Origin of the sequence: Christiangramia sp. (genome assembly GCF_029937855.1) — a bacterium.
Lineage (GTDB): Bacteria > Bacteroidota > Bacteroidia > Flavobacteriales > Flavobacteriaceae > Christiangramia.
The window spans coordinates 26,484-44,496 of the sequence record NZ_JAPYPC010000018.1 but is presented as its reverse complement, the minus strand read 5'-3'; the positions used below and the strand labels follow the sequence as shown (position 1 = coordinate 44,496).

Annotated in this window: 15 protein-coding genes; 3 read left to right on the top strand and 12 right to left on the bottom strand. The window is 36.4% G+C overall.

The window, feature by feature from the left end:
- Nucleotides 1–85: 85 nt before the first annotated feature.
- The 9 genes from Q1K34_RS10645 to Q1K34_RS10605 form a co-directional block, all read right to left on the bottom strand.
- The gene (locus Q1K34_RS10645) at nt 86–1,099 is read right to left on the bottom strand and encodes a hypothetical protein (RefSeq protein ID WP_300438324.1); all 1,014 of its coding nucleotides are present in this window, start codon (nt 1,097–1,099) and stop codon (nt 86–88) included.
- Nucleotides 1,089–1,769, bottom strand: coding sequence for a hypothetical protein (locus tag Q1K34_RS10640; RefSeq protein ID WP_300438321.1), 681 nt, complete (start codon nt 1,767–1,769; stop codon nt 1,089–1,091). Before Q1K34_RS10640 ends, Q1K34_RS10645 begins: the two co-directional genes overlap by 11 nt.
- Nucleotides 1,742–3,061, bottom strand: coding sequence for a hypothetical protein (locus Q1K34_RS10635; protein ID WP_300438318.1), 1,320 nt, complete (start codon nt 3,059–3,061; stop codon nt 1,742–1,744). The genes Q1K34_RS10640 and Q1K34_RS10635 overlap by 28 nt, the downstream gene beginning before the upstream one ends.
- A gap of 159 nt (nt 3,062–3,220) precedes the next feature.
- Complete coding sequence (locus Q1K34_RS10630; protein ID WP_300438316.1) at nt 3,221–3,877, bottom strand: ABC transporter ATP-binding protein; 657 nt, start codon at nt 3,875–3,877, stop codon at nt 3,221–3,223.
- Entirely contained in the window at nt 3,861–4,613 is a 753-nt protein-coding gene (locus Q1K34_RS10625) for a hypothetical protein (RefSeq protein WP_300438313.1), read from the bottom strand. The genes Q1K34_RS10630 and Q1K34_RS10625 overlap by 17 nt, the downstream gene beginning before the upstream one ends.
- Before the next feature lie 3 nt (nt 4,614–4,616).
- Nucleotides 4,617–4,901 (bottom strand): helix-turn-helix domain-containing protein, encoded by a 285-nt coding sequence (locus Q1K34_RS10620; RefSeq protein ID WP_300438311.1) that lies wholly within the window; start codon nt 4,899–4,901, stop codon nt 4,617–4,619.
- A 282-nt stretch (nt 4,902–5,183) separates the two neighbouring features.
- Nucleotides 5,184–6,038: an RteC domain-containing protein gene (locus tag Q1K34_RS10615; protein ID WP_231608392.1), complete on the bottom strand. Its 855-nt coding sequence runs from the start codon at nt 6,036–6,038 to the stop codon at nt 5,184–5,186.
- Nucleotides 6,039–6,117: 79 nt separating this feature from the next.
- Complete coding sequence (locus tag Q1K34_RS10610; protein ID WP_367183324.1) at nt 6,118–8,271, bottom strand: aminotransferase class I/II-fold pyridoxal phosphate-dependent enzyme; 2,154 nt, start codon at nt 8,269–8,271, stop codon at nt 6,118–6,120.
- A 47-nt stretch (nt 8,272–8,318) separates the two neighbouring features.
- Complete coding sequence (locus Q1K34_RS10605) at nt 8,319–8,528, bottom strand: hypothetical protein (RefSeq protein WP_300438302.1); 210 nt, start codon at nt 8,526–8,528, stop codon at nt 8,319–8,321.
- A gap of 216 nt (nt 8,529–8,744) precedes the next feature.
- Between Q1K34_RS10605 and Q1K34_RS10600 the strand changes: the two genes are divergently transcribed.
- The 3 genes from Q1K34_RS10600 (at nt 8,745) to Q1K34_RS10590 (ending at nt 10,576) form a co-directional block, all read left to right on the top strand.
- Nucleotides 8,745–9,113: a hypothetical protein gene (locus Q1K34_RS10600; protein ID WP_156282092.1), complete on the top strand. Its 369-nt coding sequence runs from the start codon at nt 8,745–8,747 to the stop codon at nt 9,111–9,113.
- A gap of 20 nt (nt 9,114–9,133) precedes the next feature.
- A complete protein-coding gene (locus Q1K34_RS10595) occupies nt 9,134–10,057 on the top strand; it encodes an AraC family transcriptional regulator (RefSeq protein ID WP_300438299.1) in 924 nt (307 codons plus the stop codon).
- A gap of 234 nt (nt 10,058–10,291) precedes the next feature.
- Nucleotides 10,292–10,576, top strand: a complete 285-nt coding sequence (locus tag Q1K34_RS10590) for a DUF6520 family protein (RefSeq protein ID WP_156282088.1) — start codon at nt 10,292–10,294, stop codon at nt 10,574–10,576.
- A 66-nt stretch (nt 10,577–10,642) separates the two neighbouring features.
- Here the strand turns inward: Q1K34_RS10590 and Q1K34_RS10585 are convergent, their stop codons facing one another.
- The 3 genes from Q1K34_RS10585 to Q1K34_RS10575 are packed head-to-tail and all read right to left on the bottom strand — an operon-like array spanning nt 10,643 to nt 17,843.
- Nucleotides 10,643–13,459 (bottom strand): insulinase family protein, encoded by a 2,817-nt coding sequence (locus Q1K34_RS10585; RefSeq protein WP_300438294.1) that lies wholly within the window; start codon nt 13,457–13,459, stop codon nt 10,643–10,645.
- Nucleotides 13,446–14,849 carry a RagB/SusD family nutrient uptake outer membrane protein gene (locus tag Q1K34_RS10580; protein ID WP_300438291.1) on the bottom strand — a complete coding sequence of 468 codons (1,404 nt, stop codon included), beginning with the start codon at nt 14,847–14,849 and terminating at the stop codon, nt 13,446–13,448. Before Q1K34_RS10580 ends, Q1K34_RS10585 begins: the two co-directional genes overlap by 14 nt.
- Before the next feature lie 12 nt (nt 14,850–14,861).
- Nucleotides 14,862–17,843 carry a SusC/RagA family TonB-linked outer membrane protein gene (locus Q1K34_RS10575; RefSeq protein WP_300438288.1) on the bottom strand — a complete coding sequence of 994 codons (2,982 nt, stop codon included), beginning with the start codon at nt 17,841–17,843 and terminating at the stop codon, nt 14,862–14,864.
- Nucleotides 17,844–18,013 lie beyond the last annotated feature (170 nt).

The following is an 18,013-nucleotide window of genomic DNA, read 5'->3' as shown; positions in this document are numbered from 1 at the left end:
CCATTTCTCTGCGACTTCGATTTGAATTTTGGACTGACCTATGTCTACAAATTGTTTTGCTATATCATTTTTATCTTCATCTTTATCAGTCAGTTGAACAATTTTTTTTCTTAGAATCCAACAACTCTTTGAAGTCCTCTATTTTTAATTTCAAAATTTCATTTTCGAGAAATTGTAGTTCGTTCTTTTTAAAATTTAGTTCCTCAACTGTTTTGAGCTTTTGAGTAGTTGTTTTCTTCTTGAAAGTATTCCAGTAGCTGAATTTTTTTATTAAATATTCCTTATAGGTGGTTTTGTAGTTCTTTTGTTTTTCCAGCACAGTTTTCAGTAAAACTTGCTTGTCATTTATAAGTTCTATTTCTTGAGAATACCTTTTGTGTTCGTGGAAGTCATTACTTATATTTTCAACTTCTTCATTGTACTTTTCTATTATGGCGTTTTTTTCATCATCGCCAAAAAGGAATTTTTTTAAATCCTCAGATTCAGTCTTAAAACCTTTACCTCTTGAAAAAGACCTTAGGATATGTGCATAAGTTTTGAGAGTTTCATCTTTAGTTAAATCTAAAGACAGAATTGCATTATCATATAGAATTTGATGGTAGTTCTTCCTTCTGAAAGATTTCATCCTTGCGAATTCAATATTTTCGCAAAGATTCTTAAGTGTGTCAATCTTGTTATCTATTAATAAATCCTTATTTAGGATAGGTTTGCTTAAAGTAGCTAGATTGTCCCAATCATATCCGTTTTGAATAATGAACATTTCAGCTGCATTACTGGTTCCCTCAATATAAGCCCCAATGACGTAGTATTTTTTTGGACTAACTTCAATATTCAGAAAAATATAACCTCTAGACGATGAATGTCCTTTTTTGTTAATTAGCATCCCTTTGACATCTCTTTGCTTATTGCCTTCGGTTGCAGATTTAAATTCACCTGAACCAACAAGAATCAATTGAATCATATCTGCTATCATACTTTTTCCGCTGCCACTCTCGCCACTGAAGTCTGTTCTGTAAGGATGGAAAAGATAATCAGCATTGAAATGTTGCTTCATGCCAATTGTTGATAGGCTGTATATACGAGGGTAATTATTCTGCATCTTTTACTTCCTTTATCAAATCATCAATTGTTTCGATTTGTGGTTGATAGTTAACACGCAAGCGTTCAAAGGATGGCATTATTTTAAATTTGTCCTTCTCATCTTCTTTTTCCCATTTTAACCAGCCTAAATCCCCGAATTTTTCGAAAGATTTGGCTATTACTGCTTCGAATCTTTGGTCGCTCAAATCTGTACTCTTATCGGAAGAATTATCGTTAATCAGCTTCCTTAGTGCGTTTTTCTGTTCTTCATATTCTTCATATAACAGAGAAGTGAATTCAGATACACTATCCAACTCGATGTTTCCGTCTAGCTTAAACATTTTTAAGAATAACATTCCTATAATAATATATTCGCTTTTTAAGTAATCCCGATTGTCAGTGGGCACATTGCCTTTACCGTCTTCATTAAAGTTTAAATAGTAGTAATTGTTGAAGTCTGTACCTTCTTTTATTAAATTTAAATTAAAAAAATCCTTATAATAATTTTTAAGCGATTCATAGTTTTCGGACTCATTCAAAAATCGATAAAGGTTCACGTTCAAAGGGTATTCCCTTTGAATATGAATGCCATTTCTGAGTGTGTAGTCAAGTTTTGCGAAAACGCTTTTCGCTTTCTTGTTGTTTAAAAAACTATACATTTCTATTTTTTCTGTATTGTCATCTGCCATAAGGATATCCCTTTTTTTGCAATGTCGTGCACTGGTTCTTTTTTAATATCTACATTGTATTTATTCCTGTATGTAGTGTTCTTTCTTATGATATTGTGGGCTGTTTTAACAGCGATTGTTAGTTGATCTTCTTCTAGAATTTTAAAGAAAAATGTTGTGAAATCAAGGGAATCTTGTACCTCCAATTCTTTAAATGCCAAATTGGTCCAATAACGGATTCTTTCTTTGTCCCGTTTCCATTTCAAGGTCTTTTCTAATAGTTCTTTTCTTTTATGAACATCGACCTTTCTCTTAGTTACCTCAATAGGTAGTTTTGGGCTTATTTCCCTAAGTGGTATAACATTGAATTTGAGGTTGAGAGTTCTGGACTTTATGAATAACGCTGAAAGGTTATCAGGAAGCTGGATTCTTTTTGAGCTCCCATCCCTAACCACTACTGACTCTTGTAGCAGATAATTAATGAATTTATTAGTTTTTCTCTCAAAGTTCTTTTTGTTGAAATCATAAATGAACTCTCTGATTCTTGGCTTTATTTTTTCGATTCTTTTACTAACCTGTTCTAACTGACTTCTAGAATTATCGTGAAAATTCTGAACCCTATGAATATTTGAGATATAATTTTGTCCTTTGTTCTCTTCGAGAAGACCTATTAAAAGGTCATCAATGTCATAGGAAATCTGAAATGCATTTCTAAGTTCAGATGCTTGTTCCTTAATTACTTCAAGACGTATTTCGATACCTTTAAGAACATCGAGTATGCCTTGGTCTTCAGAATTTATTCCTGTTTTAAATTCCTTTACGGATTCGTTTACCTGTTGGTCTAATATTTCTATTTGGGAAGTAAGTTCAGGAAGCCTAATTTCAAAATGGTCTGTAATCCATTCATTGAAGTCTCCATTTTCCTCAATGTTTTCAGTAAGGCTTTTATGAAGCTCAGCAAAGAATCGTTTGATTTTTGCTGGATTGTATTTTTCGATTAATCGTCTTTCTATATTCTGGCAAAGTTCTAATCCATATTTTTTGAATTGATAAGTTTTCTTAGAAGCATTTCGCCATAGAAAAGACTCTTGAAACCTAAGAATAATAGTATTATTCCTATTGTATTCAGTCCTTGAGCTTTCATTGCCCTGATCCTTGAAGACCCTGGAAATAGTTGATATAATATTCTCTTCTGTAAAGTCATTATCCTTGTATTTTGCATATAGAGATAAAAGAATTAATCCATCGTTTTTCTCAGGTATTAATTTCTCATATTGCTCCTTTGCTTCTCTGTATAAATTAAAACTGTCCATAGATAATTATAAAGCCAAGTTTTTTATAGTGCCTATAAAATAAAAAAGCCAATGAAGTTTCATTGGCTTATAAAATTTATTTTCTGCCCTATGCCTATAAATATATCAAAATATTAACACTAATTCTTACGGATTAATTATAGTTTTTATTTTTTGTCGTCACTTCCTCTTATCCCGGGCCCGCTCATCAAAAGCAATCAAATTAAACAATTCCCTCATCCTGCTGCGTACTCTATTTCCATAGCGCACTTCCAACTCCTCTGCATTTAAATTAGTAGTAGCATGGGTTTTCAGTTTGGTTTCAAGAAAAAGATCATAACGGGAGAGCAGGATTTCCCCGATCACGTTGCAATCTTTTCCATAATGCCGCCCCATGGGTTCTACACCCATATCATCAAAACAGAAAAAACTACTTTCTCCATAATCTTCTATGGTTTTATATCCTAAATGATTGAAGGCAAAAACAATATTCCGGCAGGGCATCACAACATATTTTCGTTGGTGGGGCACTAAGAAATATAGGAGTTTCATAAGACTTGTTTTACCACATCCTACGGGACCGGTAAGTAAGAGTCCCTTATCTAGGTCAATATCAAATTTTTTGCAATTTTCCTTATCCTTGATGAAGTAGGAGCATAGCTTTAATAAGATATCTTTATCCTTTTTGTAAATTTTAAACTTTTCTCCAAAGAGGAGCTTACCTTTCGCATTCAGATACACCAGGATTTTCGGAAAATCATACTGCACGGATTTTCCATCAAACCTGCCTAAAGAATATTCTACGCCGCCTTCGATTATTTTAGAGGGGTTGTGCATAATTCTTGGTTTTAATAGTCTTGAGGTTGTCCTGATTATGGGACGCTTCCTCTTTTATTTCCTTGTTATCTTCGTTGAATAATTCTGTTCTATCCATCCAGTGGATCGCTAAGGCTTGCCAGTCCCTTACCTCGTTTCCATCACTTGTTTTCCAATTATTGGAGTGGTAATGATCAAAGAATTTTTTTCCTTCATCAGCATTAAATCCTTTTTCTTCAAAAAAAATTAAAACGGCCTGCCTGCCCTTTGGCTGTTTATTAATGTTTATTTGTTTAGTATTGTTTATATAAGGTACTAATGCTTGTCCACTGGCGGGACGGTGTGGGTCCACAGCTTGTCCATTTCTGGGATGGTGCTGGTACACAACTGGTTCATCTTTGGGATAGTACTGTTCCGCAAGCTGTTCCAATATGGGATCGTAGTCGCCCATAACCGGTTCATCAGTAGTCCCGATAATGGCCATCTTAATTTTACTTCCCTTGTAAGGATTATTGGATGGAAAATACGAGAGGTAATTCCATGAATCAAGGTCTGTGATACAACGATGATAGGTAGATTTAGAGCCTATCTTAGCCACGCGCATCAGTTCCCTACGGTTTACAAAAAATACATCTGCAAACCGGCTACTATTCCATTCCTGAAATAAGGCCATATACAGGCTAATGTGGGTTGGGTTTAGGCGCTCGTCAAAAAAGAACTTTTCAAAAGCTGCGTTGAGTTGCTTAATATAATTCATCCTTTATAGGTCAAAATTGTGTTTTACTCTGTTTTCATCCATCACCCGTTGAATCTCCTGGACATCATAGTAAATAATCCCACCTACCTTGGTATATGGCAGGGTACCATTTATTCGAAGATTTTGTAAAGTACCCGGACTTATTTGAAGCAGATCCATAACCTCTGAGGATTTAAGATAGCGTTTCAGTGTCCCGGAATTTTGTTTGGTAAAGAGGGTTTTTAATTCTGCGAGCAATTCCATTTTGAATTCTCGAAGATCGTCTGTGGTAATAATACTTGTTGGCATAATAGAACATTTTTAATAGAAAGGGACTACCAAACGGTTAAAGCTTTTTAATTGATAGCCCCTATCATAGTTTGACTTTCGTTCTACTAAATTGGTACTGTTTGGTGGATATCTTTCCCTATGGGTTTCGTAGTTACGATAACATTTAACATTTAATATCTATTGCTATAGTATGGTCTTTTTTGGGGAAGTATTGCTTAGAATTATAAACCAAACTATTAGAAAATTGATTTTGTACGGCAGTTCTTGAACTTTTCGTAGTAACTCGTAACTACGAAAAGTTCATTTTTCATCATCCTGGTTCATCTTAGCTTCCAAACGCAGGATAAGATTATGAAGATATTTTGCTCTGGGACCTTTTCGGGACTTTATTTCAGAGTAGGTTTTGTAGATGTTCTCCAGTTTGATATTGAAGAAATCCTCAAAAGAAGAAGTGATTGTGCTGATATCTACAGTACCATGGTTAAGATCTCCATTGGCGTATAAGGCATAGATAAGTTCTACCAATGAAGTTTTTGAACCTGACCACAACATGACCTTATGTTTTTTATCCATCAAACCACTTTGTTTTCCTGGTCGTAGAGTTTCCATTGCTTCTCTAATGAAATGGATAAGCCGATACATAGCCTGGATCTTTGCCCATAGCATATCATGAGAGCTTGAAAACTCAGGATACTGGTAGTAATTGATCATGGGAGTGAAAGGATAGTTCTTACGATGGTTCCTGGTAAAAAGCTGGTGATCCAGGTATTCATGCCCTTGTTCCATATATTGGACAAAATCATTATTCTTATAAAAGAACTTATTGATCTTACGTAGTTCCTTCTCAAAAAATCGAAATTGAAAATTCTTACCTGCTTTAGGTTTACGAGTCTCACAGGATCGTACTTCTGAGAAATAGATGAGATAGCTCATAGGACAGGGTTTGATTTTTTTAAAGAATTCGATCTCGTCCGGGGTGTTTTCAAAATCCTCTTTTTCCACAATCTCTTTTAATTTAGAAAGGGTGTGATTTGAAATATCAATCCCTTTATCCGCTTTTTTTAAGGGATGAGGGATTGGTACCACCTTAGTGTTCAAACTATTGTGAAACTCATGTATTACGTCATCAAACATCTTATTATTACCTTGAATCATTAAAAAATAGTGTGGTAACGGGATCTTCAAATTGTTTGGTTTTATAAAGACTAGGTAAGGACCGCGATTACAATATCAATTATGAAATCTCATTTCTCATCATGTCCAATTGTTCTAACAGGAAATTATCGGAAGTTTGAATAAAAGCCTGTTTCTCAATTATGGTTGCACCAAATTTTCGTTTTTCAAAGGAGGCGCTAAAACCTAAATCTATTTTCTGAAAGTTTGAGTTCTTAGCCCTTTTTATGGTCTGATATAATAACTGACGATATACCTGATATTCCCTGGAATATTCATAATCCATTCCGATTAAATTGGGGACGTATATACCTCCTTTATTTTTGTAACAGAACATGACGCCGGCTATCTGCTTTTCCTTTTGAAGTTTTAATTCGATGAACTCCCAGTTTGAATCGGATGCCATATTTTGAAATACTTTCTTTGGATAGGTAAAAGTGTTTAATCCGAAATTTTTTGATTTCACATTTTTATAGAGTTCATGATAGATATCAATTTTTTCAGGAGTAGGGGAGTCTAAAATTGATATATGGAACTTATCTTCAAACGGCAGTACCTCTTTTCTGAAATGTTTTCGAGACCGGGAGCTTAATGTTTCCAGAAATTCTTCTTCACTGTTCCATTCTAAATTATTAATTACACAGGAATCTGGCATGGAGACGGGAATATAACCTTCCTTTTGGAAAACTTCTGCTAAGGCTGTAGATTTCTTAAAATCGCGCAGAACGCACATTCCAGTTCTTAGTCTTTCTCCCAGCGCTTCGATTCTTAATAAGAGTTCTTTGATAGCTTCCTCAGATTGTGAATGCTTGTGGTCTAAATACAAATGACTCCCTTCGGTAAAGAGACATCCCATAGACAGTACTTTAGTAGTCATCGCATAGGGATTGGATTCCCTGTCTTGCTCTATGGCTTTAGATACCGATTCCGGTGCAAGCATATCATTCTTCCATAAGCCGCTGGTTAAAAATGTAGCTAAAATTGGATCATCCTTCTGATCTGTAATTATAAAATAATGGAAGTTCCAGTTATGCTCTTTTTGATCGTTATGGGAAAAGCATTTTTCCAGAAATTGAAGTCCTTCTTTATTAAGCATATTATGATTTCCAAGTAATTTATTCCATAGATCTGTATCGATGTCTTCGATGCTTTCCGCATAAATCACCGATACATCTGAGTCTGATTTTTCTTTTATCGTAGTTGGGTTCACGCTTATATTAAAAGCTTTGCCAACCCTTTCCAAAGTATTATTAGTTGCCTTTAGCGCTTTTTCGTAATGATTCTCCAAGGCATCCACCAGGGCTTTAATATCTTCTAATTCATTGTGGCAGGAAATCGTAATTCTTACCCCGGTATTTTTCACAGGAACCGCTGGAAATAATCCCAGGTTTACAAAGAATCCTTCATCCAGCATTCGTTTCACAAAATCATAGCCGGTGGCGGGTAAGCCCGTACCAATATAAAAAACCGGGGAGTCGTTCTTTGAAATTAAGGGCAGGTTGGTTTTTGAAAGCAATTCATTAAAATAATTTATCCGCATCTGAAGAGCTTTTTGTAGTGAATAAATCTCCGAAGAAAGATGAATGTCTGCCGAAGCACTTGCCGCGGCAACAGCGCTGGGTTCCAGTTGGGCAGAGAAGGTGAGGGGGCCACCAAAATTTTTAATTTTTCTAAAGAGTTTTCGATCTGGACAGACCAAGACCGCACCCGAGGCTCCAAAGGTTTTGCTTAGGGTGCCAAATAATAAAATATTTTCAGGGAGTTCTTTTAGGACTTCCATTACATAGCCACCACCATTATGGCCCTTCCAGCTCATTCCATGCACATCATCAAAATACAAATGCAGCTGAGGATATTTTTCACAAAGGGAGATAAGATCTTCTATGGGGGCATAATCACCATACATGGAATAAACCCCATCTGCCATATACCATATTTTTTTAACCTTTCCTGATAATCTCTTTATTCGGTCTTCCAGCATGTCCAGCGAGTTATGACGTATCAAACTCACGGGAATACCTCTTATCTTAAGTAATTGGGCAGCGTTTTGAACACTCCAATGCACCTGGTGATCTAAAATTACCGCGTCCTCATCTCTAACTGCCGTCGGTAAAACTGCGATATGACCTAGCGTACTGTTCTTGGTTATAAGAATTGGATTGTTGTAGATCTCTTTTATTTTTTCTTCTAACCTCGCATACAATGGATGTGAGATATAAGTCTTTGAAAGTGGAAATTGAGTACCATATTTTTGAATGGCATCTATAGCAGCATTTTTAAGACGCTGGTCTTGTTCCAGACCCAGAGGTAGCCCGTGGTTCCGAAATGAAAGGATTCTATTCCATTAACTTTTATTTTCCTTCCATTCAATCCTGATCCCTCAGCATGCAAATGTAAAACTCCTGCTTTAGTTGCATTGGTAATTACTTCATCTACGGTATCCAGAAAATTGTTGTGTTTTATTTTTGCCATAACTATAGATTTGAAAATTCTCATATTAAACTATGACAAAAAATTATTATAAATCTAACCGTTATTGGTAAAAGTCTTTTCAGAACAGTCATACGGCTTTTCATCCAAATGCAGGTAAAATCTATGTTATAATTTTAAAACATGTTAAATGAAATCATTTAAGGTGTTCTGATAAGACTATTTATTATATATTAGTGATATCCAAAACTTTACGGGATGGTGGTGGATGGAACCTACGCGAAAATGTGGATCTCTGAGGGGATCTTATTCTTTGTCTATAAAGAAATTTATGAGATCAATAGGAGTATGGCCAGAGAGATCGTTAGTCAACGTTTGCAGCTGCAAAATGAAAATTCGTATCCTATATTTTGTGATCTAAGGGCCATTACCAATGCACAGAAGGAAGCCAGGGATTATCTCGCAATAGAAGGTGCCTTTATGACGACAGCTCTGGCTCTTCTGGTGAAAGATGATCATGCGATGGCTATTACTCAACTCTTTATAAAAACAAGCACCCCGGATTACCCTATCCGGGTATTTAAAGATAAAAAGAAGGCGCTTTTGTTTCTGCAGGACTATAAATAGTAATCTTTAATATAAGAATTATGGAATATGCATTCAACAATGAGGATAAAATGAGATTCAATTCTTTATATCAGCAAATCATAGAAATTGCCTGTGGTAACTTCATGTTTCGTCAGGAGCCTTCCGGCAGAAGAGATCCCATTGATACTGTTACCGTACTGCTGAATATGATGTCAGAGGAAATATATAATTTTTGTTTTGGAGCAAATCAGGAAATAAAGCAACCGGAAATACAATTTTCAATCTTTTTAGATAAGGATTTTTACATCACGTCATATTCTTCCAACACTCCTGAAATTTTGAAATGGAATCAGGACAAATTTGACTGCCCGGTTTCTGAAATTCTTTCAAAAAACTCGGAGAAAGCGCTGACGGACGAACTTGATTCAGCTACTGGAAAAATGTATCAGCAATTTATTCCTGTTGACTTCATTGTTGAAAATAAAGGATTACATAGATGTCCTTGCACTATTCAAAGGATGGTGGGAGTAGATCCCTCCTGTGCATATGTCATTACAGCTTTTCGTTTTACGAATGGTGAAGAACCTCTGAGAAAAGTAAGTAGTATAAGACATTCATTAAAATCAGGAAAAAAGGACAGCGCTGCAACAAAAATTTTACTGAAACAAGTACGGCTTTATATCCTTAAAAATCTTCATACCGATCTTCCATCTCTTAGAGAATTAGGTCTTATTCATCGTACTAATAAAACGAAACTCAAAGAAGGATTTAAAGAAATGTATGGCACTACCATCCATAGGTTTCATATGGAAAAAAGGCTTGACAAAGGAGCACTCTTGATTAGAACTACGGAATTACCAATTTCCATGATTACTCAAAAATGCGGTTTTAAGGATCATTCTCATTTTTCCAAGAATTTCCGCAAACAATTCGGGCAGACACCTTCTCAATATAGAAGGGATTATCAACGGTCGATTTTATAATAGAATAGTTTAACGGCTTTAGCAACCATTTTCTTTGACAGGATTTGGTGAAATTTACTATTGTAAAATGACAGAGTTATAAAAATTGAAATACTAAGATTTTTATTACTTCTTTACATTTCAGTATCATGCTGGCTTTTAGACCCAATGAAAGAAATTATAAAATCTTTTTGCGCAGAAAGTAGGAGAAGCCGAAAATCCTTGAAAGAGTAGGTGAATTTAAACTTTAATAATATGAAAAAGTTATTTTTAATTCCGATTATGGCGCTTCTGGTAGTATTAGGCATGTCCTTTACAAACTTGGGAAGCGAAATTGAAGAGCAACCTGAAGTTGTTGCCAATGACTATGTGAATGATAACGGTACCTGGAGAGCTGTTCCTGAACAAAACTGTACCGGCGGCAACGAAGTTTGTCGAGTTCAGTTTGGTGCCGGTGGACCGATCTATGATCTTTATGACGAGATGGATCTGTCTACCAAAAAGGAACAAAGTGATGGCACCATAATAATTCTTCAATAGAAATTGATAAAAAAGCCTATCGGTTAATTAGCCGGTAGGCTTTTATTTATTTTTCCCCTTTCTGGTTTATTCAGGCAATACAAGAAACTTCTGTAAATTATCTGTTTTAATATAGTTATTAATAGCCTTATTTGCATCTTCCTGGGTTACAAAATTTTCCAATATTCCAGTATATTGTAAAATGTACTCTTCATAATTCCTCCCTTGTTCCAGACTTTTTTTTAAAAATTGTGGCCAAAAATTGAAATATCCAAAAGAATTGATTCGGGATTTAAAAAGTTGACTCGCATGTTTGATATGAGCTTCCAACCACTCATTATCAATCCCGTCTTTCTTCAGTTTTTTGATTTCATTCATTGAATTTAAAAACATATTGTGTTCGTTACCAAGCTCACTATTGAATCTAATGTGAAAAGCATATAAACTATCGTTCAAATCGATCCATTGTCCGCCAGCCCCTGGTGCATAACAATCCTCATGCAGAACCTTTACCAGTCTTTCATAGAAGGCAGTATTAACAAGATTCAGTAACACTTGATTCTTTATGCTTGGCTCTATTTTTATGGGCAAGAATATTTCAGAAAATGATTGACCAATTCCGGGATATATTAAGGTGTCATTTATATTTTCACTCCTGTTACTCCATTCAGTAATTTTTTTTCCTTCTCTACGACCGGATACTGGAAACTCAGACAGATAGAGTGATATTTCTTTAACCAACTCCTTAGTTTTGAAATCTCCAGTAACGATAAAAGTATATTCGTTGAAATTAGAGAAATGATCTTTGTAAGCTTTCATTAAAGCTTTCTTATTAATATCATCGTAGGAGATCTTGTCAAGATTTGGATACAAAGGGTTCCAAATTGTTTCTATTCCTTCCTTGAAAAAATTAGACCCTCCTTTATTTGCATAGGGACTTTTTCGTTGAATCCTTTTCTTTTTCCAATATTGAAAAGCCTGGTCGTGATCCTCAGGGGATTGAATATACTGATATAATAGGTTGAAAAAATCGTGTAAGTTTTTTTTATAGAACTGAGCCTCTATGAGAAAATTAGCATGATCGAAACCAAAATTCAATTTCATATTATGATTACGCTTAAATTCTTCTATCTGAAAATGATTATGGTGATCGGTACCTGTGAATGTAGGATAATTATGTGCTAATAACTCGAGTTCATAATTAATTGAATCACCATCAAACCGTATAGGTTGAAAGCCCAAAAACTCAATCCGGTTCTTGAATTGTGAGTATTGTGGGGCTGTTGGTTTGAATAATACCTTAATATTATTTTTTAATTTTAGGGTAGTAATACCTATTACGTCTTCATTCAGACTAAGTTCGGATATCTCTTCTACCTTAATTACTTCCTTAATCTCATCTATCTTGTTAATTGGAGAATGATTTTCCGGTGTATTAGACTTATATACCTTTGAAATAATCCTTTCGATTTTTTTCTCTCCCGGAATGAAAGTCTCGGGAACATTAATAAAAATAAAATCCGTGTCTTTGAGTAAATTCTTTCGGTTTTCTGAAAAGTTCTGTAGCTCGGAAAGAGTCAATTCCTGTAGCAGTTTTTGCAGATTTTTAAGTCTGTTTTCAGAAGGTGCTGAATTCTGATAAACAAAATGATTTTCATATTGATTTGCTAAATTGATGGAACTTAAAGATTCGTCCTTCCATGCTGATATGAGCTTCTCCTTAGCTTCGTTCAATTCTTCCAGGGTAAAATTGGAATGAATGATTTTATCAGCTTCTACCGCATCAGCAATCTTAATTCCTATTTTTGAGGGTTCAGATCCCAGTTCAATATTCATTAACCCTATACTAACCTGACTACTGGCAGCTCCATTCCCGTGGTAACTAACTGCGTTACCCGAGAATTTTGGATTATATTGACTTAAATAATTTCTGTTTCTTTCTGTTATTATGAGTTCGTATAAATTTTGAATGACAGCTATATAAAAATCTTTCTCTGATTTAATTTTAAACTCATGGTTAGGTCTTTTGGAAATTATATTTAACCTCCAATTAGTGTTTAGGGTATCCTTTATGGATTCATATTGATTTTTTCCGGTTAACTGATAATTGAACTTTTTAATGGCTGACGAAGGATCCCTTTCGATCTTTGGCCCCGATAACCGTGAGAACTTATTACGGAAGACATTTTCTATGCTGTCCAGGTTGATAGGACCTACCACAATTGCCGCTTGTAGATTTGGTCTATACCAGTCTTTATAAAAATTTCTTAAGCGATTAATATTCAGCGTTTTTATACTTTCAATACTTTCCTTGCTATCTTTAAACGGAAATTCTATATTTTTAAGAATGATTTTTAATTTTTTATCATAAAGATTGCTCGCGTATGTATCATTAGGTCGCATTTCGCCAAGAATACTTCCTGCATGCATATCCAGCCGGGAGGAATCAATTACAATACCTTCTGCCCATTGTTCCAAAACATTCAGTCCAAGGTTGAGTTTCTCCTGATTATAGTTAGGTATTCGTAGGGTATAACCGGTAGAAAGTCGTCGCGTAAACGCTGTAAGATGAATACCATTTACAGTAAGGATTACATCCAGATCTTTGAACTTTTCAAGATCCTTTACTGCTACGTGTTCCAAAAGGTGCGCATATTCAATCTGGTCTTCGTCGGTATGGAAACTTCCGGATTTCACCAACATTTTTAAAACCACTTCGCCTTTAGGATTGTTATTATTCTTCAAATAGTATGTAAAACCATTATCTAGTACTCCAAATCTCACCGTACTATCCAGAGGTATAGCTTTTTCAGACAAACTTTGCTGAAAAATTTGAGAGTAGGAGAGGAAGGTGCTAAAACCAAAGAGTAGGATAAAAGCATAATGTTTTTTAATAGCCATCATTCTGAATTAAGTTTGGGTTCTTCGAAATTTCTTCGGCTGGAATTGGATAAAGTATATCTGTATTCTGCCAGGTTGGGTTATTCCCAAAAACATTTGTAGTTCGGTCGGTTCTTTTAAGATCAAACCAGCGATGTCCCCATTCTGTAAATAGTTCAAGCCTTCGCTGGCGAAATATCTTTTCCATTAATTCTTCCTCAGCTATACCTGGTGTAATCTCCGTTAAAGCAGGTAACCCCGCTCGCTTACGAATCACGTCAAGATCATTCAGTGCATCGTTGATCTTACCCAAATTTGCTCTTGCTTCTGCCCGAATTAGATATTGCTCAGCTAAACGTAAAACCATAGAATATTCCTTAATGGGAAATTCTGAACTGGCATCAATCTTATATTTATGACTGAAGAAAGCATCTTTTGATGAATTATATCCAACCCAATTCTGACGGCGAATATCACTTTCATTAAATTCAGGAATTATGGATGCATCTAATTTTAATGTGGCAAAAAAAGAAAAGAAAGGATCGATAATAAACATACTACCATCATTCGTATTAGAGGCTATTCCGCCACCCCCGATTGGAGAAATTTGCCATATGGCCTCCCGGCTATTTGCCAGAAAAACATCATCCAGGTTATCTAGTATTTCGTAAGTAGCAGTTTCATTAATTACCTGGCTGCTATAATCTTCAGCTTTCTGCCAATCTTCCTGATAGAGATATACCCTGGCCAGAAGAGCATTTGCCCCAAACTTATTCACGCTGGTTCTTTCGCCATTTCTGTATGAAGAACTCAGAGTTTCTGATGAAATCAGTAGGTCTTCTTCTATTAAATTGTATATTTCATCGACTTCTACTCTCGTTTTTAATGCGTTTTCCCGATAGTCGGTGTTCAGTATCAACGGTACATCTCCATAGAGATTTACCAATTGAAAATAACTGAAAGCCCGAACGAACCTTGCTTCTCCTTCAAGCTGCTGCTGCAGCTCTGCATCAATGGAAGAAGAATTTTCTAAACCTTCGATCAAAGAATTACATAAATAGATGATATTATAAGCACTGGTCCATAGTTGTAAGTTACCCGGATTGCTTGGATCGATTTCATGCTCCTGGAACTGCATCATATTGATATTTCCTGAATTGAGATACTGAACATTATCCGACGATAAACCTGCCAGTACGGTAACACTCGATCTTGAACCACTTGAGAAATCAGCCTGGAAAAGTTCATTATAGATACCGTCCATGGCGCTAATTGCTGTTTGATCGTTATTGAACACCACTTCTCTTACCAATTTATCGGTAGGAGAATCGATCTCTACCAGTTTCTCACAAGAGTAATTACTGGCCAAAAACAATAAAAAAAGAGTTCGGTTTATTAATGTTTTTATATTCATTACTATATAGTTTTAAAAGTTTACTTGAGCTCCTGCGGTAAGGCTTCGCAGGTTACCTATAAAATTACCGTCATAAGAATTTTCAGGATCCATACCCTTATAAGACGTGATTGTCCAGAGGTTTTGCCCGTTAAAAAACAACTGAAATTTGTTTATGCCTATACGCTGAAGAAATTGCTTTGGAAGATCATAGCTCAGAGAGAGGGTTTTTAAACGGAGAAAAGAACCGTCACTCGTAAAGAGTGAGCTGTTAATAGCATTTGAATAAGCCAGGGCTCCCTGATAAGACTGAGTTGGCTGTTGAAAGTCATCGGTATTATATCCTGAGAGGATATTTACCGGCCTTCCTGCGTTATAATATATCAGTTTTCCATTTTGCCTGACGAATTGCCATAAAAACTGCAAATGAAAATTTTGGTAGCTAAGGCTATTGTTTAAACCGCCAAAGAATTCGCTGGTTCGATCTTCTACAATGATTCTGTCCTGGTAATCCAGTCTGCTATCACCATTCACATCTTGGAAAGAATAATAACCACTTTCCGGATCTATCCCTGTATAGTTATAATTCAGCGAAATATTTAAAGGCTCACCAACGCGGTAAGTATTGGCGTATGAAGACTCCTCAATACCTGGATAACGCACGAGTTCATTTTTTGGAAAACTTATATTCAAAGAAGTCTGCCATTTGAAATTCAAATTATCAATATTAATACTACTAAATTCTATCTCAGTTCCCCGGTTCTCGACTGTTGCCGGTAAATTGGCCTGGACAGATCCGAAACCAGTGATTGCAGGAAGCGTATATCCTACCAGCTGATTGGAGGAACGGTTTTGATACCAGCTTCCTCCTAAATTGACCCGGTTATTCCAAAAAGCCAACTCCAGTCCCACTTCCAATTTTTTATTAATCTCCCAGGAATAATCGGGATTGGCCAATCCGGTAGGAAAAAGACCTCCTGGTCCTCTGGTAGCTCCATAAGCGTCGAGGTATCCATAATCACCAATTTGGTCATTCCCCGTGCTGCCGTAACTTGCGCGAAGTTTACCTAAGGAGAGAAAGTTGAGATGATCTTTCATAAAACTTTCTTCAGAGAAGATCCAGGCTGTCCCAATAGCTCCGAAATTGGCAAAGCGTTTATTAGGTCCGAACCTGCTGGATCCGTCCCTTCGGCCGGTTAGGTTGAGATAATATTTTTTATCCCAATTCAATCCCAATCGTGAGAATAGCGCAGCATATCTATACTCAACCGTGGAGTTTTGTGCATTCAATATACTCTCTGCGGCCGCCAGATTGCCAATAAGTGCCTCAGAAGCATAACCTATACCTTGCAGACTTTGACGTGAGTTGGTATTTTCCTGAATGGTACCGCCCAGTAGTAGATCCATATTTAACTTTCCAAAACGGACATTGTAAACCAACTGGGGTTCTACAATCCATGATTTCCTAACGGAGTTTAGATGTACTGATCGGTTTATGGGATTACCCGCCGGGTTATATGACCGTGCGGGCAACTTCCAGAATTCGTCACTGTCATACCGTGTGTATCCAAGACTCGATTTCAGAGTTAAGCCTTTTGCAATTTCATAAGAAATACCTGCATTCGTGATAAAATTATTTGTCTGGATGTCATTACTATTAAAAAAGCCTTCCAGAGGATTCTTTATACCGGCCTCAGCCCATTCGGTCCAGTTCAGGGAGTCATCATCATTCAATAAGGCCGGTGCGTTAGGAGGTAGAAAATTTAAGGCACCAACATTGAGATCTCCGGTAAGTTGGTTCTTATCAAGGCCATAATTCAGGGAAACCTGTAAATTTAATTTTTTGTTCTGGGAGGAGTGGTTTAGACTTAAATTACCGGTAAGCTTGCGATAATTATAATCACCGGGATATACGGTGCCCTGGCTAAACCAAGAGCCGCCTACTCTAAATGAGGTTAGGTCTTTTCCTCCAGTAAAGGCTAGGTTAGCATTAGTTACCTCTGCATTTTTACCAAATGCATATTCCTGCCAGTCCGTATAACGTTGCTGATCCCATACCAAAAGATCATAGGCATTGCTGGCATTAGGTTCAATACCGTCATTTTCATAAGCTGCTTTTCTTAATTCAAGATATCGCGGTGTTTCAAGCAAATCCATTTTTCCAGGTACATAAGATATGCCGGTATAGGCCCTCATCTCAAGTCCTTTACTAGACTTTAAACCTGTTTTTGTAGTGATAAGAACCACCCCGTTGGCTCCACGAGAACCGTAAATAGCTGTGGCATCGGCATCTTTAAGAACCTCAATACTTTCAATATTTGCAGGGTTTAGGTTATTTAAAGGGTCGAGACCCGAATTTCCTAGAAGAGAATTACTTTCTACGGGAATGGAACTAATTGGTACCCCATCAATAATATATAAAGGATAATTGCCTTCACTCCTTAGACTATTAACTCCCCTAATCTGTATGGTGGAAGCCGCTCCCGGATTGGTTCCTCCAGAGGTGATCTGTACACCCGCCATTCTTCCTTGTAAAGCCTGTAATGGACTTATCACTGGCTGTTTGTCTATTTCCTCAGCCGTGACACGGGAGATGTTACCGGTTCGTTCACGTCTTTTTACGGTATAGTACCCGGCATTGATAAGCACTTCGTTTAAGGAGGCAATATCTTCATTTAGGACAACATTTATGGTAGATTGATTACCAACTGCAACCTCCTGTGATTTAAAACCTATAAATGAGAATATCAGGGTGTCCCCTGGGCTAGCCTGGATAGCATAAGATCCGTCTGCTGCGGTAACCTCACCAACTCGTTTATTTTTAATAAAAACAGTTACGCCTTCTAATGGTTTCCCTTTGGGCTCGGAGACTTTGCCAGTAATTTCCTGTTGGTAAAAATAAATGGTAGGGGAGAGGGTAGCCGCTTTGGCTTGACCCATCGCTAACATGACCAATAAGGCCATGGCTAAGAGGAACATGATGATAAGCATGCCCCGCTTGTAAAAATTTTTCATAATTTTACATTAGTTAAATGAAACATTTGTTTTATTAAAGCTTAGGCCTTCCCTGTACGACTGCAATCTCAAGGGAAGGCTTTTTTGCTTTTACCCGTCAAAACGAGTGTTCACTTTTCTTTTTTCCATATGCATTTTTTATTGGCTAAACAAACTATTAAATTGGAGCA

What these genes read in the sequence shown, in the direction of transcription:
- Q1K34_RS10645 (WP_300438324.1), bottom strand. Translation starts at nt 1,099, where the DNA reads ATGCAGAATAATTACCCTCGTATATACAGCCTATCAACAATTGGCATG.
- Q1K34_RS10640 (WP_300438321.1), bottom strand. Translation starts at nt 1,769, where the DNA reads ATGGCAGATGACAATACAGAAAAAATAGAAATGTATAGTTTTTTAAAC.
- Q1K34_RS10635 (WP_300438318.1), bottom strand. Translation starts at nt 3,061, where the DNA reads ATGGACAGTTTTAATTTATACAGAGAAGCAAAGGAGCAATATGAGAAA.
- Q1K34_RS10630 (WP_300438316.1), bottom strand. Translation starts at nt 3,877, where the DNA reads ATGCACAACCCCTCTAAAATAATCGAAGGCGGCGTAGAATATTCTTTA.
- Q1K34_RS10625 (WP_300438313.1), bottom strand. Translation starts at nt 4,613, where the DNA reads ATGAATTATATTAAGCAACTCAACGCAGCTTTTGAAAAGTTCTTTTTT.
- Q1K34_RS10620 (WP_300438311.1), bottom strand. Translation starts at nt 4,901, where the DNA reads ATGCCAACAAGTATTATTACCACAGACGATCTTCGAGAATTCAAAATG.
- Q1K34_RS10615 (WP_231608392.1), bottom strand. Translation starts at nt 6,038, where the DNA reads ATGATTCAAGGTAATAATAAGATGTTTGATGACGTAATACATGAGTTT.
- Q1K34_RS10605 (WP_300438302.1), bottom strand. Translation starts at nt 8,528, where the DNA reads ATGGCAAAAATAAAACACAACAATTTTCTGGATACCGTAGATGAAGTA.
- Q1K34_RS10600 (WP_156282092.1), top strand. Translation starts at nt 8,745, where the DNA reads ATGGTGGTGGATGGAACCTACGCGAAAATGTGGATCTCTGAGGGGATC.
- Q1K34_RS10595 (WP_300438299.1), top strand. Translation starts at nt 9,134, where the DNA reads ATGGAATATGCATTCAACAATGAGGATAAAATGAGATTCAATTCTTTA.
- Q1K34_RS10590 (WP_156282088.1), top strand. Translation starts at nt 10,292, where the DNA reads ATGAAAAAGTTATTTTTAATTCCGATTATGGCGCTTCTGGTAGTATTA.
- Q1K34_RS10585 (WP_300438294.1), bottom strand. Translation starts at nt 13,459, where the DNA reads ATGATGGCTATTAAAAAACATTATGCTTTTATCCTACTCTTTGGTTTT.
- Q1K34_RS10580 (WP_300438291.1), bottom strand. Translation starts at nt 14,849, where the DNA reads ATGAATATAAAAACATTAATAAACCGAACTCTTTTTTTATTGTTTTTG.
- Q1K34_RS10575 (WP_300438288.1), bottom strand. Translation starts at nt 17,843, where the DNA reads ATGAAAAATTTTTACAAGCGGGGCATGCTTATCATCATGTTCCTCTTA.